General features: G+C 38.6%; 23 protein-coding genes and 3 tRNA genes. 4 read left to right on the top strand and 22 right to left on the bottom strand.

Annotated elements, in window-relative coordinates:
• Positions 1–121: 121 nt before the first annotated feature.
• From ftsH to AMS59_RS19235, 4 genes are all read right to left on the bottom strand, one after another.
• Positions 122–2,146, bottom strand: coding sequence for an ATP-dependent zinc metalloprotease FtsH (gene ftsH / locus AMS59_RS19250; RefSeq protein ID WP_053485338.1), 2,025 nt, complete (start codon positions 2,144–2,146; stop codon positions 122–124).
• Between the two features lie 372 nt (positions 2,147–2,518).
• The gene (gene hpt, locus AMS59_RS19245; RefSeq protein ID WP_053485337.1) at positions 2,519–3,061 is read right to left on the bottom strand and encodes a hypoxanthine phosphoribosyltransferase; all 543 of its coding nucleotides are present in this window, start codon (positions 3,059–3,061) and stop codon (positions 2,519–2,521) included.
• 64 nt (positions 3,062–3,125) lie between these two features.
• Complete coding sequence (tilS, locus tag AMS59_RS19240; RefSeq protein ID WP_053485336.1) at positions 3,126–4,532, bottom strand: tRNA lysidine(34) synthetase TilS; 1,407 nt, start codon at positions 4,530–4,532, stop codon at positions 3,126–3,128.
• Between the two features lie 28 nt (positions 4,533–4,560).
• Positions 4,561–6,954 (bottom strand): SpoIIE family protein phosphatase, encoded by a 2,394-nt coding sequence (locus tag AMS59_RS19235; RefSeq protein WP_053485335.1) that lies wholly within the window; start codon positions 6,952–6,954, stop codon positions 4,561–4,563.
• Positions 6,955–7,788: 834 nt separating this feature from the next.
• Between AMS59_RS19235 and AMS59_RS19230 the strand changes: the two genes are divergently transcribed.
• From AMS59_RS19230 to AMS59_RS19220, 3 genes are all read left to right on the top strand, one after another.
• Positions 7,789–7,863, top strand: a tRNA-Gly gene (locus AMS59_RS19230).
• Between the two features lie 10 nt (positions 7,864–7,873).
• A tRNA-Met gene (locus tag AMS59_RS19225) sits at positions 7,874–7,950 on the top strand.
• Positions 7,951–7,955: 5 nt separating this feature from the next.
• Positions 7,956–8,027: transfer RNA gene (locus tag AMS59_RS19220), tRNA-Glu, on the top strand.
• 111 nt (positions 8,028–8,138) lie between these two features.
• Here the strand turns inward: AMS59_RS19220 and AMS59_RS19215 are convergent.
• A complete protein-coding gene (locus tag AMS59_RS19215) occupies positions 8,139–8,654 on the bottom strand; it encodes a hypothetical protein (RefSeq protein ID WP_156304719.1) in 516 nt (171 codons plus the stop codon).
• Between AMS59_RS19215 and AMS59_RS19210 the strand changes: the two genes are divergently transcribed.
• Positions 8,645–8,896: a hypothetical protein gene (locus AMS59_RS19210; protein ID WP_053485333.1), complete on the top strand. Its 252-nt coding sequence runs from the start codon at positions 8,645–8,647 to the stop codon at positions 8,894–8,896. The genes AMS59_RS19215 and AMS59_RS19210 overlap by 10 nt on opposite strands.
• Before the next feature lie 152 nt (positions 8,897–9,048).
• Here the strand turns inward: AMS59_RS19210 and AMS59_RS19205 are convergent, their stop codons facing one another.
• The 17 genes from AMS59_RS19205 to purR form a co-directional block, all read right to left on the bottom strand.
• Positions 9,049–9,486 carry a S1 domain-containing RNA-binding protein gene (locus AMS59_RS19205; protein WP_008180281.1) on the bottom strand — a complete coding sequence of 146 codons (438 nt, stop codon included), beginning with the start codon at positions 9,484–9,486 and terminating at the stop codon, positions 9,049–9,051.
• A gap of 132 nt (positions 9,487–9,618) precedes the next feature.
• Entirely contained in the window at positions 9,619–10,083 is a 465-nt protein-coding gene (locus tag AMS59_RS19200; protein ID WP_082337580.1) for a septum formation initiator family protein, read from the bottom strand.
• A 17-nt stretch (positions 10,084–10,100) separates the two neighbouring features.
• A complete protein-coding gene (gene yabQ / locus AMS59_RS19195) occupies positions 10,101–10,592 on the bottom strand; it encodes a spore cortex biosynthesis protein YabQ (RefSeq protein ID WP_053485332.1) in 492 nt (163 codons plus the stop codon).
• Positions 10,589–10,888, bottom strand: a complete 300-nt coding sequence (gene yabP, locus AMS59_RS19190) for a sporulation protein YabP (RefSeq protein ID WP_004229167.1) — start codon at positions 10,886–10,888, stop codon at positions 10,589–10,591. The genes yabQ and yabP overlap by 4 nt, the downstream gene beginning before the upstream one ends.
• A 150-nt stretch (positions 10,889–11,038) precedes the next feature.
• Positions 11,039–11,329: an RNA-binding S4 domain-containing protein gene (locus tag AMS59_RS19185; RefSeq protein WP_053485331.1), complete on the bottom strand. Its 291-nt coding sequence runs from the start codon at positions 11,327–11,329 to the stop codon at positions 11,039–11,041.
• Positions 11,330–11,333: 4 nt separating this feature from the next.
• Entirely contained in the window at positions 11,334–12,794 is a 1,461-nt protein-coding gene (mazG, locus tag AMS59_RS19180; RefSeq protein WP_053485330.1) for a nucleoside triphosphate pyrophosphohydrolase, read from the bottom strand.
• A gap of 9 nt (positions 12,795–12,803) precedes the next feature.
• Positions 12,804–14,426 carry a polysaccharide biosynthesis protein gene (locus AMS59_RS19175; RefSeq protein WP_053485329.1) on the bottom strand — a complete coding sequence of 541 codons (1,623 nt, stop codon included), beginning with the start codon at positions 14,424–14,426 and terminating at the stop codon, positions 12,804–12,806.
• 147 nt (positions 14,427–14,573) lie between these two features.
• Complete coding sequence (gene spoVT, locus AMS59_RS19170; protein WP_053485328.1) at positions 14,574–15,110, bottom strand: stage V sporulation protein T; 537 nt, start codon at positions 15,108–15,110, stop codon at positions 14,574–14,576.
• A gap of 528 nt (positions 15,111–15,638) precedes the next feature.
• Positions 15,639–19,151: a transcription-repair coupling factor gene (gene mfd / locus AMS59_RS19165; protein ID WP_053485327.1), complete on the bottom strand. Its 3,513-nt coding sequence runs from the start codon at positions 19,149–19,151 to the stop codon at positions 15,639–15,641.
• Positions 19,152–19,572: 421 nt separating this feature from the next.
• Positions 19,573–19,800, bottom strand: a complete 228-nt coding sequence (locus tag AMS59_RS19160; RefSeq protein WP_053485326.1) for an anti-sigma-F factor Fin — start codon at positions 19,798–19,800, stop codon at positions 19,573–19,575.
• Positions 19,801–20,016: 216 nt separating this feature from the next.
• Entirely contained in the window at positions 20,017–20,577 is a 561-nt protein-coding gene (pth, locus tag AMS59_RS19155; RefSeq protein ID WP_053485325.1) for an aminoacyl-tRNA hydrolase, read from the bottom strand.
• A gap of 151 nt (positions 20,578–20,728) precedes the next feature.
• Complete coding sequence (locus AMS59_RS19150) at positions 20,729–21,319, bottom strand: 50S ribosomal protein L25/general stress protein Ctc (RefSeq protein WP_053485324.1); 591 nt, start codon at positions 21,317–21,319, stop codon at positions 20,729–20,731.
• Positions 21,320–21,816: 497 nt separating this feature from the next.
• Positions 21,817–22,776 (bottom strand): ribose-phosphate diphosphokinase, encoded by a 960-nt coding sequence (locus AMS59_RS19145; RefSeq protein WP_053485323.1) that lies wholly within the window; start codon positions 22,774–22,776, stop codon positions 21,817–21,819.
• 24 nt (positions 22,777–22,800) lie between these two features.
• Positions 22,801–24,171 carry a bifunctional UDP-N-acetylglucosamine diphosphorylase/glucosamine-1-phosphate N-acetyltransferase GlmU gene (glmU, locus tag AMS59_RS19140; RefSeq protein WP_053485322.1) on the bottom strand — a complete coding sequence of 457 codons (1,371 nt, stop codon included), beginning with the start codon at positions 24,169–24,171 and terminating at the stop codon, positions 22,801–22,803.
• Positions 24,172–24,377: 206 nt separating this feature from the next.
• On the bottom strand, positions 24,378–24,680 hold the full coding sequence (spoVG, locus tag AMS59_RS19135) for a septation regulator SpoVG (protein ID WP_053485321.1): 303 nt from the start codon (positions 24,678–24,680) through the stop codon (positions 24,378–24,380).
• A 391-nt stretch (positions 24,681–25,071) separates the two neighbouring features.
• Positions 25,072–25,446: a RidA family protein gene (locus tag AMS59_RS19130; RefSeq protein WP_053485320.1), complete on the bottom strand. Its 375-nt coding sequence runs from the start codon at positions 25,444–25,446 to the stop codon at positions 25,072–25,074.
• Positions 25,443–26,276, bottom strand: coding sequence for a pur operon repressor (purR, locus tag AMS59_RS19125; protein ID WP_053485319.1), 834 nt, complete (start codon positions 26,274–26,276; stop codon positions 25,443–25,445). Before purR ends, AMS59_RS19130 begins: the two co-directional genes overlap by 4 nt.
• Positions 26,277–26,323: the final 47 nt, after the last annotated feature.

The raw sequence follows: 26,323 nt of genomic DNA, 5'->3' as shown, positions 1-26,323 counted from the left end.
ACTACGCTTTCGTGCAAAAAACATCTGCTGGCCCGAGATCCTAGAGCGAGCAACGCGAGTGATACCGAAAAAAGGCAAAGAAAAAGACTGCTTACTAAAATCGTAAACAGTCTTTCCCATATTAATCACGCTTTTCATCGATACCTTTTGGTGTATCATTCGATTCTCTACCTTCTTTAGGTAAATCAGCTGTTGTTGGATCCGGCTCATTGCTAAGCAATTCTTTTTGAACAGCCTGTTCACCAACTACATCCAATATTGGTTGAGCTTCAGCTTTAGGAGCTTTTTCTACAACCGGTTCTACCTCAGGTTCCGGTAAGACACCGTGATCACGTAAGTGCTCGATTTCTTGCGCATTCAATGTTTCTTTTTCCATTAATGTGTTTGCAATTAAATCAAGTAAATGACGTTTTTCAGTTAGGATTCGTTTAGTACGCTCATATTGCGAATCAATAATTTTTTGCATTTCTTTATCAATTTCATAAGCGATTGAATCAGAATAGTTTTGATCTGAATTAAAGTCACGACCTAGGAATACATTCCCACCCTGACTTGAACCAAACTGCATTGCACCAAGATTTTCACTCATACCATATTCAGTGACCATGGCACGTGCAATACTTGTTACCTTTTGGAAGTCGTTATGTGCCCCAGTAGAAACTTCGCCAAGTACGATTTCCTCTGCCACACGACCACCAAGAAGTCCAGCAATACGGTCTAATAATTCTTGTTTTGTTGTGAAGAAACGTTCTTCCTTCGGCAACATAATCGCGTAACCTCCAGCTTGGCCACGAGGGACGATTGTTACTTTGTGTACTGTATCTGCTTCATCTAGCTCTAAACCAACAACTACGTGGCCGGCTTCATGGAAGGATACAAGTTTCTTCTCTTTCGCTGAGTAAACGCGGCTAGCTTTTGCTGGACCTGCAATTACTCGGTCAGATGCCTCATCGATATCTGCCATATTAATTGTACGTTTACTTTTACGAGCAGCTACAAGTGCAGCTTCATTTAACAAGTTCTCTAAGTCGGCACCTGAGAAACCTGGTGTACGTTGTGCAACAGCAGCTAAATCTACTGTATCTGCTAAAGGCTTGTTGCGCGCATGTACTTTTAGAATCGCTTCACGACCTTTTACATCAGGATGTCCTACTGTAATTTGACGGTCAAAACGACCAGGACGTAATAACGCTTTATCTAAAATATCTGGGCGGTTTGTTGCAGCGATAATAATAATACCTTCGTTTGCTCCGAAACCATCCATTTCAACTAACAATTGGTTCAATGTTTGTTCACGCTCGTCATGGCCACCACCAAGACCTGCGCCACGTTGACGACCTACTGCATCAATCTCATCGATAAAGATGATACAAGGTGCGTTTTTCTTTGCATTTTCGAATAAGTCACGAACACGTGATGCACCGACACCGACAAACATTTCTACGAAGTCAGAACCTGAAATCGAGAAGAATGGTACGCCAGCCTCACCCGCTACCGCTCGTGCAAGTAATGTTTTACCTGTACCAGGAGGACCTACAAGTAAGATACCCTTTGGAATTCGAGCACCAATTTCAGTAAATTTACGGTGATCCTTTAAGAAGTCAACAACCTCTACAAGCTCTGCCTTCTCTTCATCAGCACCCGCTACATCTGTAAAACGAACTTTTTTCTTCTGATCGTCATAAAGTTTGGCTTTACTTTTACCAAAGCTCATCACTTTATTACCGCCACCTTGAGATTGACTCATTAGGAAGAAGAATAAGAAAATGATAATGATGAAAGGAATAATTCCTGTAAAGAACTGAATCCATCCACTTGTTTCTGGCGCTGTTAAATATTTAATATTACTATTCTTATCCTTAGCAGCCTCATCGATACGGTTCAATAAAGATTGGTTTTCACGAGGGATATTTACTGTAAAGCGTTGTCCCTTCTCATAACCCTTCATCGTACCCTCAACGATGTATACTTGTTTATCAGGTTGAATTGTAGCACTTGTTATTTCTTTCTTATCTAGAGCATCTTGAAACTCAGAATAAGTTAACTCTTTCGTTGGTGAAGTTCCACCATTGAAAGTACCAAAAATACCGATAATCACTAAGAAAATCAGTAAATAGAATATGGTATATCGAAATATTCGATTCATCTCCAGCCTCCTCATTACAACAGAAAAATTATAAGTAAAATCTTAACATATCATGATTTCATCATACAACGAAAAGCCCTACATAAAAAAAGTTTCGTGCGATTTTTGTCGAAATCGAAACATATTTATGCATTTATTTACTATGTTCCAGCGTTTGTACCCGTTACTTCAGAACAATTTGCCTAGATTTTTTTGATTTATGATTGATACTCAGGCGTTTTCACAGGATGTGAAGTTCTTAACCTGAGTTCCTCTATTTCAGCGAGTGCTTGGACACCCGCTGAAAAAAGTTAAAAAAACTAAAAATCTATGACCTTCGCTGGAGGCTCTTACTCTTCATAGCTGGTGTTCTTTCGTTGACTTCTTACTTGATTAGAAAGAATACACTTCTGGCTTTAAAATGCCGATATACGGTAAATTACGATATTTTTCTGCGTAGTCTAAACCATACCCTACAACAAAACCGTCTGGTACTTTAAAACCAACATAATCAGCACCTAAGTCTACTTTACGACCTGATGGTTTATCTAACAATGTAACGATTTTGATGGATTTTGCTTTGCGGTATTTAAATAAGTCAACTAAATAGCTTAACGTTAGGCCGCTATCAATGATATCCTCGATGATTAATACGTCACGTCCCTCAACGCTTGTATTTAAATCCTTTAGAATTTTAACTTCCCCTGATGAAACTGTAGCATTGCCATAGCTAGAAACATCCATAAAATCTAGCTCAATGAAAGAATCGAAACGTTTCATCAAGTCTGTCATAAAAGGCATTGCCCCTTTTAAAACACCAACAGCTAACGGGAATGAATCTTTGTATTCCTCTGTCAATTGCGCCCCTAACTCAGCGATTCTTTCTTGTAATTGTTCTTCTGTAATCATAACTTTTTCGATGTCATTTTGTAACATAGCGATTCCTCCTCGTGTGTATAAAAAAATGTTCAACCATTTGCGGTGAAATTTTACAAAGACCTTAGTCTACGATGAGCACTGTATCATCGTTTGGTTGCGGAGAGATTGAAAAAAACATTCCCATACGCACACCAATTACCGCTACGACCTCATCAGATTGAGAAATCAGTAACGGCCAGCTATTTCGCTCATTTAAAGGAATCTTTTCATCTATAAAAAGGCGAGATAAGCGTTTTGGCTGATCCATTCCTTTTAACAGTATTCTGTCCCCTTCCTTACGCGCCCTAACATAGAGTGGAAGTTTGAGTTTGCTAGCGTTAAAATAAAAAAGTTGTGCAGTATCCGTCAGCATTTCAGACGATAAATCAGGCAACTCAACTACGCCTAAACGTTCACCATTCGTCAGTGTTGTCCACCCATTAGCAATCGAAATAATCTCTTTCTCAGGAGAAGCTTGACCTTCTAATGGCTCTTTCTTCTGAATCGTTAATTTTCCGTAACTGCGAACTGCTATAAAATCTTCTGGCAAGTGAACTTCAGCATACCCTGCTATCGTATCACAAAGCTTTGAAATCGAAGTCAATAAAGCATAACTTTGTATCGTATTTGAATCTTTGTAAAGATAGTTTAATAGTATTAAAATGAGCCTCCTTTGTAAAGCAAGTGGTACCAATTGAAGAGCCTTAATTTCCATGCTATATGTATTTCCGTCTATTCTTTTTATTGTTCTAGAAAATACATCTTCCGCCAATGTCATTAAATAGGCATCGTCTTCTTGCAATTGTTTTGTAAAATGGGTTACCTGCTCTGTTACTCGTGGGTTTTCTACCTCTAACAAAGGCACCACATGATGTCTAAAACGATTACGTACATAGGTGTCCTTAGCATTGCTAGCGTCTTCCCGATAATCTAAACCTTGCTTAAGTAAATATTCCCTTATTTCGGACTTTGTAACCGTTAAAAACGGACGAATTAATGTTTTTCCTTCAAAAATACGTTGTGAACGTATACCTTGCATACCATTTATCGTTGCATTTTTTGTCAGGGCCATTAATACTGACTCCAGTTGGTCGTCCGCATGATGTGCAGTTACAAGCTTGCTAGCATTTGTTTTTCCCATGACCTCTTTAAAATATTGATACCGTTCTCTACGACAAATAAGCTGTGTATTCCCATTTTCTAAAGCCATAATCTCTGGTATTGGAATTGCCTTTGCATATAAGTATACACCATACTCATCACAATATTTTTGGACAAAAGCTCTGTCCTCAGCAGATGCTTCACCTCTTAACATATGATCCACATGTACGGCTTCTACCGTAATTCCCCATTGCTCTTTTGTTTTGACAAAATAATGGAGTAAAGCCATCGAATCCACTCCACCCGAAACGGCGATGAGAAGATGGTCGTCTTGCTGTAATAATTGCTCTTCTTCGATAAATTTTTTGACCTTTAATTCAAGTGACAAACGCTTCTCCTCCCCTTTTCGTTCTCTTTTATGATGAATTGCTCATAGAGTGTTGAACTGGCCTAAATACAGCCCATGTAGGTACAACATGTGTAACCTCCAGCATCAATACAGTGCAATCGTCTTCAATGGCATAGTAAGATTGGAAAGATTGCATAATCGTTGTTAGTTTTTCCTGGATAGTTTTAGTAGTGCCTGCTACCTGCTGCGCATACGCTAAAAATGCCTCTTCTTGCTCGTCCCAATCATCAACGCTTGAAAATAATCCATCAGAGTGCATCAAAATGACATCGCCCGCTTTAAGCTTTCTTTTTTCAGCCTCGACTGCTGAAATGGATAAAAAACCTACGGGCGCTGCATTGCTTTCAACCTTCAGCACCTCTTTACCACGTAAAATATACGTAGACATTCCCCCAGCCTTCCACGACCATAAATCACCGTGTTGTAAATCGACAAGTGCGAAATCAAGTGTTGCATACATATCATTTTGTTGCTTTAGGGACATGACATAATGCAACGTATGCATTGCAGTCTCTGGGTTCATATTGTAATTCAAGCATTCTCGCATTAAATGTATTAACTTTCTACTCTCATGCTGCGCTTCTTTACTCTGACCCATACCATCTGATAATAAAATCGCAAATAGTCCTGGATGTAATTGGAATAATGCATGGGAATCACCCGAATATAATGTCGCATCTTTAGACATGCTGTATATATCATACTCTACTTCAAAGCTAATAGCTGATCTAAAGCTTACTTGAATGTGACGAAATGGTATATCACTTGCTACCACTTTTTCAATTTCAAATGGTTCTTCAAAAATGTCATATAAAATTGGCAATATCATCCGTTCAGCTAATGTTGTGTCTTCCTCCCAATTGACTCGTGCTGGCGCTAAAGCGCAGACAATTTTTCGCGCTCCTGGCTTATTACTTAGCACATCTAGTTGAAAACATTCAATATGTGCATCCTTTAATCGTTGGGTAATGTCCTTTTCCACACTAACGAATGAAATAGTCTCTTCTTTCATCTCCGCTATTAATTGATTTAGATGATTACTCATATCGCGTAGCTGAAGCGCAATCATTTTCTTACCATGAAAATACTGTCCATTAATGCGCTCCCTATACAGCTCTGTTTCCAATTCTTCGAAAATTTTCGTTGATTTTACGCATTTATAGCGTATTTGTTCTTCGACACGATGAAGAGAAGAATCCTTCCCAACACCCTTCATATGAAACCAGTCTGTCATAAGCTTGTCCATTCCGTTATTTTGCGCTCCCCAACAGCGATCATAACGGAAACAACTTAAGCATGTATTCATCGGTGACACTTCCTTCGCCTCTTCTATCGGGGCTGTCATAAAACGCTCAAACACAAGCTCCTTCATAAATTGTACAAAATGCTGAAAATGCTCTAATTTAAACGCAACATGCTCTGTTAACCAATTTTGACGGGCGAGTAAGACCTCCTCGCGCTGCGGAAACAACTTGTCCCGAACCTTATCAGAATATTTTTTGGGGATGGTTAGAAAAACAATACTCCCAACAGCAATCGATGTAAAATAAACGCTATCTAAAGGCAATGTTGCATCGTAAAATAAAAAAAACACACTTGGCAAAACACTACCAATTGCTACACCAAATCTTCCAACGCGAGCCCCCATCCCTGCACACAATCCCGTTAAGGTGGCTACAGACAGCATACCCGTAAATGAAAGTTTTGCAACACCTATGAGAGTCCCGAGCACGGCTCCGATAACCGTCGCTAATGGTACACTTCCTACTAATGCACCGAAGCAAATGAATAATTGTAATAAAAAAATGGGAAGTGAAAAATAGCTAATGACAACTGCTTGCATCCCTGTAAGCATAGCAGCGAATACAACTAATCCAGAGCCCAGCTTCTCATAAGTCCAATGCGTCGTGAACCACTCATGAGAATTGACAAACAACACTTGCATAAACAGCGTCATAATAAGAGCTAAAGCCGCTTCACAACCTACATAAAATTGCACAAGCACCGGAGGTAAACCTTGATACATAACCCCCTGCCACATTATCTGCACAAGCAGTACCGCTAAAGATACCGCTATACTTTGTGGTAGCTGCCAATAACGGAAGCGCATAATACATTCATACATGACTATTTGCAATGCTAAAATGAAGACTTGTCCAAGACCAAGGAAAAAACACCCTATGAGACTACCGAACAAAACATATTTGGGATATTCCTTATACTTCGTTCGAATAATTGCCCAAAAAGGAACCGAGAAAGGTACAGCCGCTTCAAACACAACAGACTGAGCTAAAAAGAAGGATGTTAAAAAAAACAAAGAGCCGATTAGCAATTGCCTTTTTTTCACTCCTAATTTTTGTTCGTCTACATTTGCCGTGTTATACCATTCAATACTCGTCATTTCACTATCCCCTTTCTGCACTTTTGGAGCTATTATAAGAAATTATGTACGGAAAGATTGTCTGACGGTGACAGAAAAAAATATAAACATTTCGACGAATACATATGCATAAATACGAGAAATGGCAACAATTTCTACAAAAGCGATACGCTGCACAAAATTAGAAACATCTCTTGCTGTATAATTTGTTTAAAAATTACGAAAATTACACAACTCAGTTTCAGCATTGTTACTTAAATACGCTACAAAATCTATGCCAGACAGGTCTAGTACATGTTCACCCTTACTTTTTCATTGATCGATGCTCCCTATTTCATGAAATTAATATAGCTAGCAGTTACACTGATACTTTTCTACTTAAGAACAAAAGATTGATAAATTTCCCATCAAAAGGGCCCATCATCAAAAGTTGTGGCTAACATTTGTTAAAACATATGCCATTTATCTTCATTTAGTAGAAGACTCCTACCTTTGAAGGTGGTGAGATGAATAAAGATGTGGATCCTTTTCAGCGCAGTCCAAACACTTTTAATAAGAGTTGATGATCAGTTATCAAATACTCTCTCTTTTTGTTAGCAAATCTATCAATTATGCCTCGGCATAATTGCGGCCGGAATCGAAGGCTTTAGGCCAACACGATGTTGGTCACTCAGTCGTTGCCACAGGATGTGGCGTTCTTAGACTGAGTTCCTCTATTTCAGCTGGTGTTTGGACACCCGCTGAAAGAAGTTAAATAATTTATAAAACCATATATTTTTATTAATTTTTTTTAAAAAACTACTTGACGTTAGATACAAAGGCATGTATTATATAACTTGTTGCTTAAGACAAAACGCGGAAGTAGTTCAGTGGTAGAACACCACCTTGCCAAGGTGGGGGTCGCGAGTTCGAACCTCGTCTTCCGCTCCATAATCTTAATGGCGGCCTAGCTCAGCTGGCTAGAGCGTACGGTTCATACCCGTAAGGTCGGGGGTTCGATCCCCTCGGCCGCCACCATAGTAGGCCCCTTGGTCAAGTGGTTAAGACACCGCCCTTTCACGGCGGTAACACGGGTTCGAATCCCGTAGGGGTCATCTCAAATAGGCGTCTCAGAATAATTTCTGAGACGCCTATTTTTTTTTGCAGATTAGTAGTGCAGCAGCCTATTAAGTTTTAAAGTTGGATACTAGAAATATCGAATTTATTTATTTCTTTATCGCCCGAGACCCCGGATTAATCAGTTTAGTAACGTCCTGCGATAATGGTTTCGCGAGCAATTCCCCTTTGCTGTTGTTGCTGTCGCTTCGCTTTCGCACAGACAAAAACCTGTTGTTGCTGTCGCTTCGCTTTCGCACAGACAAAACCCGTTGTTGCTGTCGCTTCGCTTTCGGACAGACAAAACCCGTTGTTGCTGCCACTTCGCTTTCGCACAGACAAAAACCTGTTGTTGCTGCCGCTTCGCTTTCGCACAGACAAAAACCTGTTGTTGCTGCCGCTTCGCTTTCGCACAGACAAAAACCCGTTGTTGCTGCCGCTTCGCTTTCGCACAGACAAAAACCCGTTGTTGCTGCCGCTTCGCTTTCACACATAAAAACTTTGTTACACCTAGACGGCTCATCGAGAAGCGCCCCCGTCCAAATTATGGTGATAAGCTTAAAAATATGGCATACTAATAATGAAAAAAGCGTGTAAACTAGGAGGTTTATTTCTTTTGGGTTCATTAACTAAAGCTGCTTTAATTTGTGGAAGTGGCTCTATGATTATTCTCGTATCCATTCTTATTAATTTACCATTTGCCGTACAAATATTTTTACTCCTCACCGGATTAGCTGTTAGTGTTTACGGTGTATTTTTACTTGTCAAAATGGTTGTTAACCCAACCAAGAAGTCTTCAGAAACACTAACAGAACAAGCACCCGCGCAAGCTCCTAAAAAGAAGAAAAGACCGACATCCACGTTGTAGGACGACACTTAGATCCTACTAGAAAAGTTATGATGACTTATAGCTGGATGAGATGTATGCAAAGATTATTAAAAAAAAGGGACTAGCTTTATTAAAAAGCTAATCCCAACTCTATTTAATACACTTTTTCTACGATTAAAACAGTCAGCAAACTACCCTCTTCTAGCTCCGCGACCACCGCGTTTTGACTCTGTAGCACGTTTAAGTGTTGCTAGGCGTTCATCACTATCTTTTAAGAAACGTGCCATTTTTTGCTCAAAATTCTCTTTTGGCTGATGACGATCGTTGCGATCATTAGAACGATTATCGCGACGTGGACGTGCTGGACGCTCTGGTCTCTCTGGTCTCTCTGCTTGAGGCTTTGCTTTACGGATTGAAAGACCGATCTTTCCATCCGCTTCAACATTCATCACTTTTACTTCAACTTCATCTCCAACTTTTAGATGCTCATTGATATCTTTTACATAATTGTCAGCAACTTCACTGATGTGTACTAAGCCTGTTTTGCCGTCTGGCAGCTCAACGAATGCTCCAAAATTTGTGATTCCTGTTACTTTACCTTGTACCTTGCTGCCTACTTCAATTGACATAAAAAAAATGCTCCTCCTTAAAAATTAAGCGACTCATGAGTCATGTAATCAATTTAATCAAACTTTTTACTGCAATAAGTTTCTCTTTTAATTATATATAACAATAAAATAGTGTCAACAATACATAGCTTTTCAGTCGTCTTTTTTACCTTTCTTTTCTGATATGCTGTCTTTTTTATCTTTTTTCTCCGATATATCGCCTTTTTTATCTTTTTCGTCCGGTATAATGAAAATCACTTCACCTTTTTCGGATAAAAAATAATCTTTGCGTAATAGCTTTGCGATATACTCATCATCCTCTAACTGTTTAATTTTAAGATTTAACGAGTCTCGCTCATCTTTCAATTCAGAAAGACGCTCCTTCGCTTCAACCTTTTTTTGCTCTTTTGCAGCTAGAGTTTCATTTTGATTCGAAAGTATATTTAAGAGAAAGGCGATAATAACGACTGGTACAATCGCAAAAAAGGCGATACGGCGCATTTTCCGTTTCCGCGCTTGAATTTTACGATTTATAGCTTTATCCGTGTTACGGACATAGTCATTATCAAGTTTAGTATAGTTTTGTTGGTCATCATTTGATGAACGACGTTTAGGCATGCCCGCACCTCCGAAAATTATTGTTGTCTTTTATTATACTTGATAAATCGAAATTTTTTTAAAAAAGTGTTGGACAAATACGAATAAATTTTGACAAAAGGTCTTAAAACAAACGCTCCAATATTTATTAATAGTCTAAAAATTTGTCGAATGATAGCACTTATTAATCGTATGATGAACCACAAGGGTCTCCATGTTATATTCACTAAAACCCTTGCGATGAAACGTAAAAAAGTTTGAAAAAACGTTTGATACAAAAAAATTCCGGCTATTTGCGCTAGCGGGTCATAAGCCCGCCAAGCGCCATCTTTTAGCCAAAATAATAAATAGTATGTCAGGCCTCCGAGTAGAATCCAGGTAAGTAGTTCAAATACCATCATCCATCTTCGAAGGCTTGACCTTTTTGGAGTTGAAAAAACAATGAGCCTTACACTATCAATAATGAACCCGACTGCTATACCGCTCAAAACCATGACTAATAGCTGAACAAATTGTTCACTAACAATCATCCAAACAATTTATGAAGGAAACCTTTCGAGAAGCCACTTTCCTCCTCGTCGTACTGCAAAGTTTTTACAGTTCCTTCAAGCGTCAATAACCCTTTGTCAACATCTAAATGAACGATATGCAGTTCTTCTCCACGGATTAACAAATGCCCTTGGGACGTCTTGATAAAAAACTCTTCCTGATCAAAGCGTTCAATCGATTTTACAGAAGTCATGTCCATTCTTTTACGATTACGAATCGTTAAAATATGTTCTCCAGATGGAATTGTGTAACGGTTACTTTCTTGATGTAGCGTCATTTTCTTCCTCCTTTAGTCGTCCTAGCTTCTGTTCACTTTATGCGGACAACCTTAAAAGCATGACAACTTTATTAAAGTTGCTACACTTTTATGGCAAAAACCAAACGACAACTTCAGAAGACTCCTACACTAAGATACCGTTACGTTTAATTAGTCCTCGTCATCAATAAATTCCGGCTCAACTTTTTCAAGACGCTCTTCCTTCAAAATAGTAAACATTTTTGCGGCATCTTCTTTTTTCACAGTATCACGTAATTCTTCTACACGTGCTGTCACAACTTTTTGTCCAAAACGAATGGCTAACTCGTCGCCCGCTTTAACAGTACTACTAGCTTTTGCGACCTTACCATTGATCGTAATACGACCTTGATCTGCTACTTCTTTTGCCAATGTACGACGCTTAATTAAACGTGATACCTTTAAAAATTTATCTAATCGCATATTTTTACTCCTTTTCTAACTGCTTAGCTTCATCCCAGAAAGCATCTAATTGTTCTAATGTATAATCAGAAAATGGCATTCCACTTTCCTTTACCTTTGCTTCTACATAACCAAAGCGTCTCGCAAACTTCTCATTGGCATGTAACATAGCCTCTTCTGGAGATAGCTTATAGAAACGCGCTAAATTCACAAGTGTGAACAAGACATCTCCAAATTCATCAAGACGTGACGCATTTGTACCTTTCGTCACCTCATTACGAAATTCCTGCCATTCCTCCGCAAATTTGTCCCATGCGCCCTCTACATCTGGCCAATCAAACCCTACCTTTGCAGCTGTTTTTTGATAATTATATGCTGTTTGTAGAGCAGAGGACGCCCGGTATTCCTCTTTTAATAGCGGTTTATCACTTATACCCTTTTCTTCTGCTTTTATAACTTCCCAATTTGCGACAACACCCTCTGCATCTTCCACCGATACATCTCCAAATACATGCGGATGTCGACGAATCATTTTTTCGCTTACAGAAGCCAATACATCCTCCAATGTAAAGTAACCTTGATCTTCTCCGATTTGTGCATGAAGGAATACTTGTAATAGTACATCTCCAAGCTCCTCGATCATCGCAAAGTCATCTTCTGCATCTACTGCTGCCAAATATTCGTGTGCTTCTTCTAATAAATATTTTTTCAACGATTCATGTGTTTGCTTTTGATCCCACGGACAGCCATTTGGACCTCGTAAAACAGCAATAATTTGACGGAAAGTTGTCCAGTCTCGTAAAGCCTCCTCTTGTGATTTCACAGGTGGCACATATACCGTTGTTAAATTATTCACCTCAACGCTTTGGTCGAGCTCATAAAGTGGTACCGTCACTAATTTTTCCTGTGACGAGCCCGCTGCCGTAACTACTGTAACAGGGTATTCGTCATCGTATTTCTCCATTAACGTTAGCTTTACTTCTGATGCACTGAATGTATCGTATACTTGGGCTATTAAAATATGTTGACGCATGTTAATGTCATGCATAGAAAAGCTAGTGCCATCTAGCAGTTGAAAACCCTCAATTGGGTCGATTTTTAACGCGCCAAATATTGGATCTAAGAAGCTTTGCCCACCTTCAATGACTAATTTTACTTTTCCCTCGTCTGCAGCGGCAATAAGCAATTGTACAGTCTGCTCCGCAACAAGTGGATGTCCTGGTACAGCGTACATTACATCTTCAATTGCTGCAGCAGCCACAAGCTTTTCTGCAATTTCCTCATACACAGGCTGGAACGAATTATGCTTTTCATAGATTGTGTCAAAGCTTTCAAATTGTAAGCCCTCAGCTGATAATTCTTCTAATACAGGATGATCCACTGTACGAACATATAATTTTCTAGCCGTTTTTAGTTTTTTATAGACACCCATTTGCAGCTGATTAAAATCACCCGCACCTAGACCAATAACTGTTAAAGTATTCAATCAATCCACCTACTTCTTCCGATTTAACCATAATTGATAAACTGCCATTTTGCGTCCAAACGGCAGTAAGTACCACTCTTTTTCGGCCAGCACTCGTAACTTAGCGATTACTGTAATCATTACAAATGCACCTAAACTCACAGCTGTAAAACCTGCTACCACCGCGACAAATCGAGGTGATAAAAACTGGTTTAACAACGGTGGCATAAACTGTAGCCAAATTAGCACTACAGCTGCCATGCTGAGTGATGAAATTCCAACTTTTTTATAAAAATTTGCTGGCGCTAATTGAATTCCCGTCATTTTCTTTAAATAAAAAACAAGCATAATGGCAGTAAACAAAAGGCCCACATTGTTAGCAATAGCCGCACCTAATACACCAAATAAACTAATTGTCAGCACATTCAATATTATTTTTAATATAAAACCTATTATCAAAAATAAAGCCGGCTTTTTTAATTTTCCATAGCCTTGCAGAATCGCCGTAAATGTCAAAATAATCGACAAAGGCACAATTTGTAATACATATACCATGAGTACTTCCGACAGTGCATCTGTTTTAAAGAGCATGGCATTAATATAAGGCATAACGAGTATTAAACCTAGAGATGCTGCCCACCCAAATAATACAGACGCTCTATACGTTAGTTGAATAAATGGAATCGCACTACGGCCTTCCTGTTTTTTAGACATATGCGCGACAAGAGGTACAATAGCAAGCGAAAGTGAAGAAGCAATGACAACTCCTAGCTGTACCAACGGCTGCCCACGATCATAAACGCCTTTTGTTGCCTTAGCTACAGTCTGATCCATTCCACCTTCAATTAATAGTGAATAAATTGTAAAGGAATCAACTAGCTGATAACCAAGTAACAATAGTCCACTCATACTTACACTTAAACTTAGCAATGTAACCTCTTTAATAATCGGAAAACTTTCAATACGTCGTTGTTGTTTCTTATCATTAAATAGACCAAAACGTTTTTTAAAGATAAACACAAGTAATACAAAGCCTACAATTTCACCAATAACTGTACCTATTATAGCCATTTGTCCAGCACTATATAGCGATCCTGTCGTCTTCATAATGACAAATGTTCCTACTAAAATGACAGATACTCTTGCAGCTTGTTCAAGGACTTGCGCATAAGCAATTGGCTCCATTATACCTCTTGATTGGAAGCCGCCCTTTAAAAGAGCATGAGCTGGCATGACAAGTACTATAAATGAACCTGTCCGTATTAATGGTGCAAGCTGAGTATCGCCCATAAGCTGTGCAATTATTTCAGCACCACTAAATAAAGCAACAAAAAACAACAACGATAGTACTGTTAAATACCGGAAAACAATACGCATAATACCGCTTCGTTTCTGATTTCGCTCTAGCGGGTCTAAAATACAATCATTATCTGCAAGCATTTTAGAAATAGCTACTGCAAATCCACTAGATGTCCATACGACAAAAATAGATATAACTGGATACACCTGCTGATAAATATAAAATCCTTCATCACCAACAAGATTTTGAAAAGGCACACGATAAATTGCACTAAGAATCTTCACAATAAGAGCAGCAATTGTAAGTAAGGCCGCGCCCTTCATGTAGCTTTTCATGCCAAAACGTTCCGACATAAATTGCCCTCTTTCCTTCTTTAACAATGCCAATAGTATAGCATATCTCAAAAGTTTGACGCGCGCGGGTAGCACTACCATAAAACTATGTACGAAAAAAAGTTATTGTTCAGCCTAAAAGGTCAGCACAATAACTTTCAATTCTTATCAACCATTCATTTGTTTAGCTAAGAAGTTAGCCGCTGTTTCCGCAACTTTCACTTCAACCTCACCGACAAAATGTACCTTAGACAAAACGATAATACAGCCGATCGGATCACCGTTTACCATAATAGGCGTTGCACAATAAGACTTTACTTGCTCATATTGTCCAGGAACAATCTCGATAGTTGTTTCCATTTTTTCTATTTTTGTTGAACGCTCGTCCATAAAAGTTTCCGCAAAAGATGTAATACGACGATTAATATACTCTTTCTTACCGATTCCTGAGACAGCAATTACTTCATCTCGGTCGGTTACAAACGCTGGAGTACCTAACGTTTCATATAATGTTTCTACATATTCTCTTGCAAATTCTCCTAAATCATTAATTGGAGAATATTTCTTTAAAATGACTTCACCTTCACGGTCTGTATAAATTTCTAGTGGGTCGCCCTCACGAATACGCAGCGTTCTACGAATTTCTTTTGGAATAACCACACGCCCTAAATCATCAATACGACGAACAATCCCTGTTGCCTTCATTCTTAATCCTCGCTTTCGCTACAATGAAATTTTTTTCAATTTTAGTATGGTTTTTTATGAAGCAATCTATGCAAAAACTGAAGAAAAAGGATTTCACACCCAATAAATTTTTCATAAAGGCCATAAAAGCCTAAGCAATTATGCTTTAAATACTTTTAGCATGTAGAATTTTTACTTCAATCAACTTATCTTAGATTAACCATAAAAACAAATTTTATAAAAAATATAAAAAATTTTTATTAAAAAATAATAATAATTCAATCTTTGCTATTGCGTCAATAAGTCGAAAGGATGTTTACTGTAAAGGAATTCCTGCAAAAAGCGATACTTTTACCCTTATTTTCCCTACTATCTAGCTCCTGAGTCTCAATTTGTGATGTTGATCTCTAAGGAGTCACACAGTCTACAGTCCAATCAACAAATGAAGATAAAGCGCCACAACATTCACAAAGATTCCCTTGTAATTTTTTGTTTTTCAACAATAAAAAACTGATCATTATCCCGAGAGAGATAAGATCAGCTTTTCTTCTACTGCTGTTTTTTGGCGTTAGCAATACTACGCATTATTTCTTCTAAAATATCAAATGGTTGATATTTCCCGCATTTCCGTTCATCAATCGTTAATTTCAATTGCATACCATCCATACCAAAACCTACAGCCCGTTCAAATTTCATGGATTCCTCCACAATTTTACTGCCATCAACTTGTCCTGTACCTTCTTCAGACAACAGTATTGTGATGATTTTTTGCTTTTCTTTTACAGACAATACGCCTACACCTAAGCCCCATACCTTCATACGGGCAATTCGCAGTAAGCGCTCTGTTTCAATTGGAAGATCACCGAAACGATCCTGTAATTCCTCCATGATTTCGCTGTACTCTTCCACTTGATCCATTGCTTTTATACGTTTATACATTTGAATTTTTTGATAGCCGTCAGGAATGTAAATATCCGGGATATAGGCATCCACACTCAATAAAATTTCAATGTCAGGTTTCTCTTCTTTTTTCACACCTGTTTGGCGCTCAGCAATCGCCTCTTCCAGCATTTGCGAATACAAGTCAAAACCGACAGAATCAATAAAGCCATGCTGTTGTGCTCCAAGTAAGTTACCAGCACCTCGAATAGATAAGTCACGCATAGCAATTTTAAATCCTGAACCTAACTCTGTAAATTCTTTAATCGCCTGTAATCTTTGCTCAGCTACATCTGTAAGAACTTTATCACGTTGATACATAAAGTAAGCATATGCCACCCTATTAGAACGCCCAACACGCCCACGCAATTGATAAAGCTGTGCTAAGCCCATTCGATCGGCATCGTGAACGATCAATGTGTTAACGTTTGGTATATCCACGCCTGTCTCAATAATGGTTGTCGTTACAAGCACATCATAGTCACCTTCTAAAAAGGCTAATATGACAGATTCTAATTCTGATTCCGTCATTTTGCCATGTGCATGCCCAATACGCGCTTCTGGAACAAGCATTTGAATTTCCTCAACCTTACGGGCCATATCTTCTACACGATTGTATAAGTAGAATACTTGCCCACCACGCGCCATTTCTCTCTCAATAGCTTCCCGCACTAATGCACCGCTATGCTCCATTACGTAGGTTTGCACAGGGAAACGGTTTGCTGGTGGTGTTTCAATTACCGATAAATCGCGAACACCTACCATCGACATATGAAGTGTTCTTGGGATCGGAGTTGCCGTTAGCGTTAATACATCAACATTCGTCTTTAGTTGTTTAATTTTTTCCTTATGCGTTACACCAAAACGTTGCTCCTCGTCAACAATCAGCAGTCCAAGGTCTTGGAATAATAAATCTTTAGATAAAATTCGATGCGTTCCAATGACAATATCAACTTGCCCTTCTTTTAAACCCTTTAACGTCGCTGTTTGCTCTTTTTTTGTGCGGAAACGAGACAAGAGGCCTACATTAATAGCAAAGTCTTGGAATCTCTCACGAATCGTTTCGTAATGCTGCTGCGCTAAAATCGTTGTCGGCACAAGGAAAGCTACCTGCTTGCCATCTTGGATTGCTTTAAAAGCGGCACGAATCGCTACCTCTGTTTTACCATACCCTACGTCTCCACATACAAGACGATCCATCGGACGTTCACGCTCCATATCACGTTTTACTTCGACAATCGAACGTAGCTGATCCTCTGTTTCTTCATAAGGGAAAGAAGCTTCAAAATTGCGCTGATCATCGTTGTCAATCGCGAATGCATGGCCCTTCTCTGCTTCACGTTTCGCATATAGCTTAATTAAATCATCAGCAATATCTTGCACGGCAGAGGATACCTTTGCTTTAGCTTTTTTCCACTCTGCTCCACCTAATTTATGTAGCTTTGGTTCTCGGTCTTCAGATGCTACATATTTTTGGATTAAATCTATTTGCTCTACTGGAACATATAACTTATCATCTGCGCGGTATCGAATGTGTAAGTAATCCTTATGTGTTCCATTTACCTCTAATGTTTCTAAACCTATATATTTCCCAATACCGTGATGGACATGTACAACATAGTCGCCAGGTTTAATTTCTGTATAGCTTTTAATACGTTCTGCGTTCGTCATCTTTTGAGGACGTGCTTTTTTCTTCGCCTGTTGTTTAAATAATTCATCCTCTGTGACAATCACCAAGCGTTGTAGTGGTAATTCAAAGCCACTAGATAGTGATCCATCCACAATATATATACCCGCTTCTGTCGGATGACCAATTGTCGTATGAATATCATATTCTTCAAGCATTTGCTGCACACGCTTAACACGATCTTTATCTCTCGCAACTATTAGTACTGTAAATTTACCAAGCAGCCAGCGTTCAATCTCACTTTGTAATAATGACATTTGGCCATGAAATTGCTGCATTGGCTTACAAGAAAAGTTCGTCGTCTTATTAAAGGATATACCCGCAAATGTTCGGGAAAATAATGAAAAATATAGTTTTTGCTGAGACAGCATTGCTAGAATTTCTTTCAAAGAGAAAGCTGGCTTTACATCATGCACCATTTTCCCTTCTTCAATTAGTGATAAAAACCATTCATCCTCTTCACGCTCCCAGGCATCCATAACCTCCTGAATACGTCCGAGCTCATCAAACAGCACAATGCCATCATGTATAAAATAATCTCCTAAATATGATGTTTTCTCATACAATAACGAACCATATTTATTTACGTAGTCTGGTAAATTCCCTTGCTGTAACAATTCAATATCATATTGAATATGCTGATACAGTAATTCCTTCGTCTCCTGCTTTTTGACTTTCTTTAAGCTTGTCGCTAATGCAACTTCTAAACGGCCTGCCAATGCTACCCGTTCTTCCTTTGTCAAAATAACTTCTGATGCAGGTAGAATTCGAATCTTCTGCAATTTATCAATGGAACGCTGATCGTCCGCAGAAAATGTTCGAATTGAGTCCACTTCCGTATCAAATAATTCTATACGAATCGGCGCCTCTAAATATGGTGGATAAATATCTAATATGCCCCCACGTAGCGCAAACTCTCCAGGTGTTGTCACCATCGAATTACGTACGTACCCCATCTCTACTAACGTTTGTAGCCATTCATCAATTTGAATATCTTCACCTACTGCAATTTGTAAAAAATACTGTAGCCAATGCTCTTTAGGTTGCATCATTTTACGTAAGCCCGCTACTGGTATCACATAAACAGCTTTTTCACCTCTAGCTAGGCAATCAAGTGTTGCGATACGCTCAGCACGTAACTCTGGAGAAGCAACAGACAAATCGGCAGCAAGAAACTCATCGGCAGGATAATAATGAACATGCTCCTCACCTAAAAGTCCCGCCAACTCGTCCACCATTTTTTGTGCTTGCAATAGATTAGGAGATACAATATAAATAGGTTTTTTTACATATTCAAATAACGCATCGACCATTACCGGGCGCGCGCTTCCATTTAATCCTGTAATAAGCTGTGTTGCAGAATGACCGCTCTGAATTTCCTGTAAAAATGATGTGATATGTTTGTCCTGCATCACAAGCTGTCGTAAAACTTCCAATGTCAAAAGCTCCTTTCAGCGCATAATTCTATCCGCCATTACTAGTAATCTAGCACTATAAATACGCATCTTTATTATTTATCAATTATGCCTCGGCATAATTGCGTCCGGAATCGGCTTTGTGCTTAGGCCTGCACGATGCAGGTCAGTTAGCCGTTATCGCATGGATGCGATGATTTTAGGCTAACATCCCCTAAGAACTCCTTTCCGATTCCGTGACATCCGCCGGAGGCTTAACTTCTTTCAGCAGGTGTTTTTTTGTAGCGAAAGTGAAACGTCAGCTACAGGTGTTTGGACACCTGCTGAAAAGTAGCTTAAATCTGCATTCATCTCCCCACCTAGAGGTGGTAGACTTCTGCTGAAAGAAGTTAAATGGAAAAAGCTTTGAACGCACGTGATGTGCGCCAAAGCATCCTTCCAATTATTGAATCCATTTATTGAGTGCGTGATAATCTGGATATTGTTTCAGCGAATCCTCACACTGCTCACAAATGCAGTGCACCGTCGTTTGTCCATGTTGATCTTGCTCAACATAATCATCGGCTTCACCCAATTCGAAAATATGTAGTTTTCGAATTGTATCATCTGCATCAAATGGTAGTGTTCCTATTTCTACTTCACAATGCCGACATCGATAGCGAACTGACATCTCCAAATCATCCTCCTTTAAGCAACTTACTACTTAAAGTATAGACATTTCTAAAAAAGATTATGCACCTTTAATTCTGCCTTAGCTCCTTATAGAGAATGATTTTTGCATTGTGGTGAAGACTATACTATATATTTAGTTAGCTGTGTCGCAGGAAAAACATTTTAAATCGTTATCCTAACAACCGTAATATCCACACTACACTTTAACTTATTGTTACCCGTTAAAGTGATTCATCACATCAAGAAATGGCTTTGAAAGAGATCCTTCTACAGCATTTACACACTTTTCAATAGCTTCGCCAACAATAGCTTGATCTTCTTTTGAAAATTTCGACAACACGTAATCTGCTACCTTCATGCCAGCTGGCGGGCGATTAACCCCAACGCGTATGCGATTAAATTCTTGTGTGCCTAAATGCTGAATTAATGATTTAATACCATTATGTCCACCCGCACTACCTTTTTGACGCAGGCGTAATTTCCCTGTTTCTAAATCTAAATCGTCATAAATAACAATTAAATCTTCCACATTAATATCAAAATAGTTCATAAGGGGCCCAACACATTCCCCCGATAAATTCATATATGTTAAAGGCTTAACAAGTAGAACCTTTCCTTCAGGACGATGTACCGTTGCATACATACCATTAAACTTTGAATTCGTTAAAGGTGCACCCCATTTTTCAGCTAATGCATCGATAACATCGAAGCCAATATTATGTCTTGTATGCTCATAAGGTTTACCTGGATTTCCTAAACCAACGATAATTTTCATAAGTACCCCTCTTCTTTCAAATCTAATAGTCATTATTTTACCATATCATGCACGAAGAAGGCAGTTTGTACAATTATATGTATTTATTTTAAATACATAAGGCTACTGAAGAAGTTTAACTTCCTCAGTAGCCTTTCCTTAACAAATATTTTTACTCTTGTGCCGGTTCACTATCTACTGTCGATTCTTCAACGACTGCTGGTGCCATAATTGATACCAATGTATGACCATTTTCACTGATAATCTCAAATTCAACCGTCTCTCGAATATCTGCTACCGTAATGGTTTCACCAATTTTAAGTTCAGTAATATCAACTTCAATAGCTTCCGGTATATCTGCTGGTTTTACAGTAATTTTCACATCTAGGTTAGGTTGCATTAATATGCCACCCACACTAACGCCAACTGACTCTCCAACTAGTTTAATAGGCACTTCAGCCTCTATCGCTTCGGACATATTGATTGCTAAAAAGTCGATATGATTTACTTCATCTTTCATAGAGCATTGTTGGATTTCAGACACAACAACATTCACTTTTTTCCCATCTAACTCCATTGAAAACAAACCGTTTTGCCCATTCTTTTGAATGGATTTTCTGAATTCCTTCGCTGAAATAGAAATTGGGGTCGAATCTAAATTATAGCCGTAAATAACTGCCGGAATGGCTCCCCCTTTTCTAAGTTGGGTTAATGTCGAACGATGCCCAGCTTCGCGCTTTTTAACACTTAATACTGTACTCATACTATACTTCCCCTTCCAAGAAAAATTATTTACGCCTTATTATAAATGTCATTGCTTTCAATGACATTTGTTAAGGCTATAATAATATTTACCGCCTTTTTAGCTCATCACCATAACGTGGGTTGATTTCCGTTCCAGCCGGGCGCTTTCCTAGGGGCGTCCGATGAGCCGCTTGGGCCTACACGATGTTGGTCACGAAGGCGTTATCACAGGATGTGATGGTTTTAGCCTTCGTTCCCCTATTCGCTAATCCCCAAGGAGTCGCCCAGCCTCCACTCCAATCAACTTATTCATATAACTTACGCTTTAACAAAATATATCCCAACCTTAGGCGAAGTAAACTATTATTCATAAAGTGGTGTAAATATTATTAAGTCACAATTACCATATACCCTTTTATAAGAAAATTCAAACAAAAGAAACCTAGAAAAAGGACAAATCTACTTACAAACGTAGATTTGTCCTTAATAAGCCACATATCGGGATCTGTTTATATATTAATCAAATAGAGTACTTACAGATTTATTTTCATAGACACGAGAGATTGCATCTGCCATCAATTTAGCTACTGAAAGCTCTGTAATTTTTGGAGATTTTTTCTCTTCAGGAAGTTGGATTGTATTTGTTACAACTAATTCTTTAATCGAAGAGTTTTCGATACGCTCGATTGCAGGACCTGATAATACTGGGTGAGAACAGCAAGCATAAACTTCTTTCGCACCAGCTGCACGTAATGCATCCGCGCCGATTGTAATCGTACCTGCAGTGTCAATAATATCATCAATCAAGATTGCCACTTTACCATCAACATTACCAACAATGTTCATTACCTCTGCAACGTTTGGTTTTGGACGGCGTTTGTCAATAATTGCAATAGGTGCTTTTAAACGTTCTGCCATTTTACGAGCACGTGTTACACCACCATGGTCTGGAGAAACAACAACGATTTCATCTTCTGGGATACCTTTTGATTTGAAGTAATCAGATAATAAAGGTACTGCCATCAAGTGGTCGATTAAAATATCGAAGAAACCTTGGATTTGTGGTGCATGTAAGTCTAAAACGATAACACGTGTTGCACCAGCTGTTTCAAGTAAGTTTGCTACTAATTTAGCTGTAATTGGTTCGCGTGCTTTTGCTTTGCGGTCTTGACGAGCATAGCCATAATAAGGCATTACAACGTTTACTGTACGAGCAGATGCGCGTTTCACAGCATCTACCATAATTAAAAGCTCCATTAAATGTTCGTTTACAGGTGCAGAAGTAGATTGCACGATAAACACATCACAACCACGAATACTTTCTTCAATGCTAATTTGAACCTCTCCATCGCTGAAGTGCTTAACAGAAGATTTACCTAATTCAACACCCATTTCTTGCGCAATTTCTTGAGCAAGTGGATTATTAGAATTAAGTGAAAATATTTTTAATTGTGAGTTTGCATAATGATACGGCATGATGGCCTCCTGTTTAGTTGATAATTATTTTGAATTTAATTTGCTTACATAATTCGGTTTGTTTTCTTGTCTTGCACGAGCAATCGCAAGTGCATCCTCAGGAACTTCTTTTGTAATTGTAGATCCTGCTGCAATAAATGAACCTTTTCCAACTTTCACTGGCGCTACTAAGTTAGTATTACATCCTACAAATACATCATCTTCAATAATTGTTTGGAACTTGTTTTTCCCATCATAGTTTACTGTAATGGAACCACAGCCAACATTGACATTACTTCCGATTTCAGCATCGCCTATATAGCTTAAGTGTGATACTTTCGTGTCATTACCTAGTTTGCTTTTCTTCACTTCTACAAAGTTACCAATCTTCACATGGCTACCAATGTCAGAAAGTGGTCGAATATGTGCAAACGGTCCAATAGCTGTGTCTTCTGCTACAACGCTTTCACGTACAACAGAAGAATGCACAGTTGTTCGGTCACCGATACGGCTATCTATGATTTGTGTGTTAGGCCCGATTATACAATCTTCACCAATAACAGTTGTACCTTCAATCATAGAACCTGGTTGAATGACAGTATCACGACCAATCATTGCGTCTGTGCTAATATATGTTGCTTCTGGATTAATAATTGAGACACCGTTACGCATATGCTTTTCATTAATTCTTGTACGCATTAGCGCCTCTGCTTGAGACAGAGCAACACGATCATTGACACCAAGTGTTTCTTCAAAGTCTTCCGTTACATATGCTTCAACGACATCGCCTTGTTTTTGTAAAATTTCAATCACATCAGGTAAATAATACTCACCTTGTGCATTGTCGTTTTTCACAAGCTTTAATGTCTCAAATAACGCTTTATTATCGAAGCAGTATGTGCCCGTATTAATCTCTTTCACTAATTGCTGCTCTGCTGAAGCATCCTTTTGCTCAACAATTTGCTCCACTTGTCCATTGTCGCCACGTAAAATACGACCATAGCCTGTTGGGTTTTCAGCAATAGCTGTTAAAATAGTTGCTTTAGCATTTTTTGCTTGATGATGCTCGAACAAAGCTTGCATCGTTTCAGGGCGAATAAGTGGTGTATCGCCACAAACAACTAATGTTGTTCCTTCTTCGCTACCTAAAATTGTCTCAGCCTGTTGTACAGCATGAGCTGTCCCTAACTGTTCAGCCTGTAAAACATACTCGCTTTTATCGCCAAGCTGTTGTTTCACCTTTTCTGCACCATGTCCTACAACCGTTACGATACGATTCGCATCTAACGTTTGAATGTGATCCACCACATGTTGTACCATTGGCTTCCCACATACTGGATGGAGCACTTTATATAATTTGGACTTCATACGTGTACCTTGACCTGCAGCCAAAATGACAGCAAAAATGTTGCTCATCTGTAAGTCCTCCAATACGCTCATTTTCTCTTATGACTATATAGCAAAATCCATCTATTTTCAAGGCATGTCGACTTGACAAAAAGATGAATTTCTAAATCAAACGCACCTTATGCTCGAATGTTAATATGTATGTCGTAAAACTGCTCATTTTCTCTTATTCTCAAAATAAAAAGAACTCTTCAATTAAGAAGAGCTCTTATTAACTATACGCCAATTCCTTCTAATTCTTCTGCTTTTTCTGTTGCTTCAGACTCGCTTGAATTATGGTACTCGTTTAAAATAATCTCCTGAATTTTATTACGAGTAGTAGAATTGATAGGATGCGCAATATCTCTAAATTCACCGTCTGGCGTTCGTTTACTTGGCATAGCAACGAACAAACCTGTATTGCCATCGATCACACGAATATCATGAACTACGAACTCATTGTCGAGTGTAATGGAAGCAATCGCACGCATGCGACCATCCGTCTGTACACGACGTAATCTTACATCAGTAACTTCCATTTTCTCACCACCTCTCTTCTTAGATGCCTACATGAAAATATAATATTCTTTATTACCGAATATTTTCCTTTTTATAGTCTATCAAATTTTCTAAAAAATTTGAATAATTATTAGTATAATATTTCCTTTAATTCACTTAAATTTTGACAATTGTTTGTCGGTCACCCTCTATTTGTTACTCTTTCAAATAATCGGTATGACTTTGAACATAATTTTGGATTAACGATTCCAACGTTTCAAAATCTGCTTTAACTTTTTGGAGTTTATATTAGCAGATTTGTTTTTTATCAGCGATTGCTGCTGCCGCTTCGCTTTCGCGCAGAAAACATTGCTAAAAAAAAGCCCACTAAAAGAGCTATTCATTTCTCTTCTAGTGAACTTAAAAAATTTCTTATTTAACGATGGCAATAACTTCAATTTCTACGCTCACATCTTTTGGTAGACGTGCAACCTCTACTGCTGAACGAGCTGGCTTATGATCGCCAAAGTGGCTAGCATATACTTCATTCATCGCAACAAAGTCGTTCATATCCTTCATAAAAACAGTCGTTTTAACAACACTGTCTAAAGATGTTCCGGCAGCTTCTAAAACGGCTTTTAAATTTGCAAATACTTGGTTAGTTTGAACAGTGATATCACCTTCTACTAATTCACCTGTTGCTGTTAGTGGGATCTGGCCTGAGCTATAAAACATGCCATTTACAATAATCCCTTGTGAATATGGTCCAATTGCTGCTGGTGCATTTGTTGTTGCTACTACTTTCATTTGTCATTTCCCCTTTTAGAAAAATAGTTACCTTCACTTAATGCAATTGTTCGGTCTTTTTCATTGACCTCATGAAGCTTTACTAGTGAATAATAATCATCTACTAAAGTTTCGTCTGCATGCTCAGCCTCTACAAGCACTGCAATTCCAGCTAGCTGACAGTCAAACTCCTCTAATAGATTTTTCATGCCATTCATTGTACCACCGACCTTCATAAAGTCGTCAGTAATAAGCACTCGTTGCCCACTCTTCATGCTTCTTTTTGATAATACCATTGTCTGAATTCTTCTGGAAGAACCAGATACATAGTTGATGCTGACTGTAGAGCCTTCAGTTACCTTACTATCTCTTCTGACAACAACAACCGGTACATTTAAATGTCTTGCTATCGCATGGGCAATAGAAATTCCCTTTGTTGCGACAGTCATTATGACATCAATTTGTTGATCAGCAAATGCGGATGCAAATACCTTTCCAACTCGATTAATTAAATCTGGATTGCCGAGTAAGTCCGTCATAAATAAATAACCGCCTGGCAACAAACGATCTGAATGCTCAAGCTCCGTCTTTAAATCCTGAATAACTAAACGGACCTCAGCCTCGGACATTTTAGGAATATACTTAACTCCCCCTGCAGCGCCCGGTACTGTCATCAATAACCCGATTCCTTTTTCTTCGAAAGTTTCTTTTACAATCGTCAAATCTTCACTAATGGAAGACTTTGCAGATTGATATAGTTCAGAAAAATAAGTTAGCGGGATCAGCTGATGTGGATGTTCTAGTAAATAGTACGTCATATCAACTAGTCGTTCACTACGCTTCCATTTCATGCGACCCTCTCCTAAACACGAATATTTATAGGTAAAATTAACATAAA

Source organism: Lysinibacillus sp. FJAT-14745, from assembly GCF_001275675.1.
Classification (GTDB): domain Bacteria; phylum Bacillota; class Bacilli; order Bacillales_A; family Planococcaceae; genus Lysinibacillus.
Note: the sequence above shows the minus strand (reverse complement) of the source record. Positions and strands in the feature narration are given on the sequence as shown.

What these genes read in the sequence shown, in the direction of transcription:
- AMS59_RS19130 (WP_053485320.1), bottom strand. Translation starts at nt 25,446, where the DNA reads ATGAAAGTAGTAGCAACAACAAATGCACCAGCAGCAATTGGACCATAT.
- AMS59_RS19175 (WP_053485329.1), bottom strand. Translation starts at nt 14,426, where the DNA reads ATGTCGGAACGTTTTGGCATGAAAAGCTACATGAAGGGCGCGGCCTTA.
- spoVT (WP_053485328.1), bottom strand. Translation starts at nt 15,110, where the DNA reads ATGAAGGCAACAGGGATTGTTCGTCGTATTGATGATTTAGGGCGTGTG.
- AMS59_RS19185 (WP_053485331.1), bottom strand. Translation starts at nt 11,329, where the DNA reads ATGCGATTAGATAAATTTTTAAAGGTATCACGTTTAATTAAGCGTCGT.
- AMS59_RS19150 (WP_053485324.1), bottom strand. Translation starts at nt 21,319, where the DNA reads ATGAGTACAGTATTAAGTGTTAAAAAGCGCGAAGCTGGGCATCGTTCG.
- hpt (WP_053485337.1), bottom strand. Translation starts at nt 3,061, where the DNA reads ATGTTACAAAATGACATCGAAAAAGTTATGATTACAGAAGAACAATTA.
- AMS59_RS19145 (WP_053485323.1), bottom strand. Translation starts at nt 22,776, where the DNA reads ATGCCGTATCATTATGCAAACTCACAATTAAAAATATTTTCACTTAAT.
- purR (WP_053485319.1), bottom strand. Translation starts at nt 26,276, where the DNA reads ATGAAATGGAAGCGTAGTGAACGACTAGTTGATATGACGTACTATTTA.
- spoVG (WP_053485321.1), bottom strand. Translation starts at nt 24,680, where the DNA reads ATGGAAGTTACTGATGTAAGATTACGTCGTGTACAGACGGATGGTCGC.
- AMS59_RS19200 (WP_082337580.1), bottom strand. Translation starts at nt 10,083, where the DNA reads ATGCCTAAACGTCGTTCATCAAATGATGACCAACAAAACTATACTAAA.
- AMS59_RS19205 (WP_008180281.1), bottom strand. Translation starts at nt 9,486, where the DNA reads ATGTCAATTGAAGTAGGCAGCAAGGTACAAGGTAAAGTAACAGGAATC.
- AMS59_RS19215 (WP_156304719.1), bottom strand. Translation starts at nt 8,654, where the DNA reads ATGAACCCAAAAGAAATAAACCTCCTAGTTTACACGCTTTTTTCATTA.
- yabQ (WP_053485332.1), bottom strand. Translation starts at nt 10,592, where the DNA reads ATGATTGTTAGTGAACAATTTGTTCAGCTATTAGTCATGGTTTTGAGC.
- yabP (WP_004229167.1), bottom strand. Translation starts at nt 10,888, where the DNA reads ATGACGCTACATCAAGAAAGTAACCGTTACACAATTCCATCTGGAGAA.
- AMS59_RS19160 (WP_053485326.1), bottom strand. Translation starts at nt 19,800, where the DNA reads ATGTCAGTTCGCTATCGATGTCGGCATTGTGAAGTAGAAATAGGAACA.
- pth (WP_053485325.1), bottom strand. Translation starts at nt 20,577, where the DNA reads ATGAAAATTATCGTTGGTTTAGGAAATCCAGGTAAACCTTATGAGCAT.
- ftsH (WP_053485338.1), bottom strand. Translation starts at nt 2,146, where the DNA reads ATGAATCGAATATTTCGATATACCATATTCTATTTACTGATTTTCTTA.
- glmU (WP_053485322.1), bottom strand. Translation starts at nt 24,171, where the DNA reads ATGAGCAACATTTTTGCTGTCATTTTGGCTGCAGGTCAAGGTACACGT.
- AMS59_RS19235 (WP_053485335.1), bottom strand. Translation starts at nt 6,954, where the DNA reads ATGACGAGTATTGAATGGTATAACACGGCAAATGTAGACGAACAAAAA.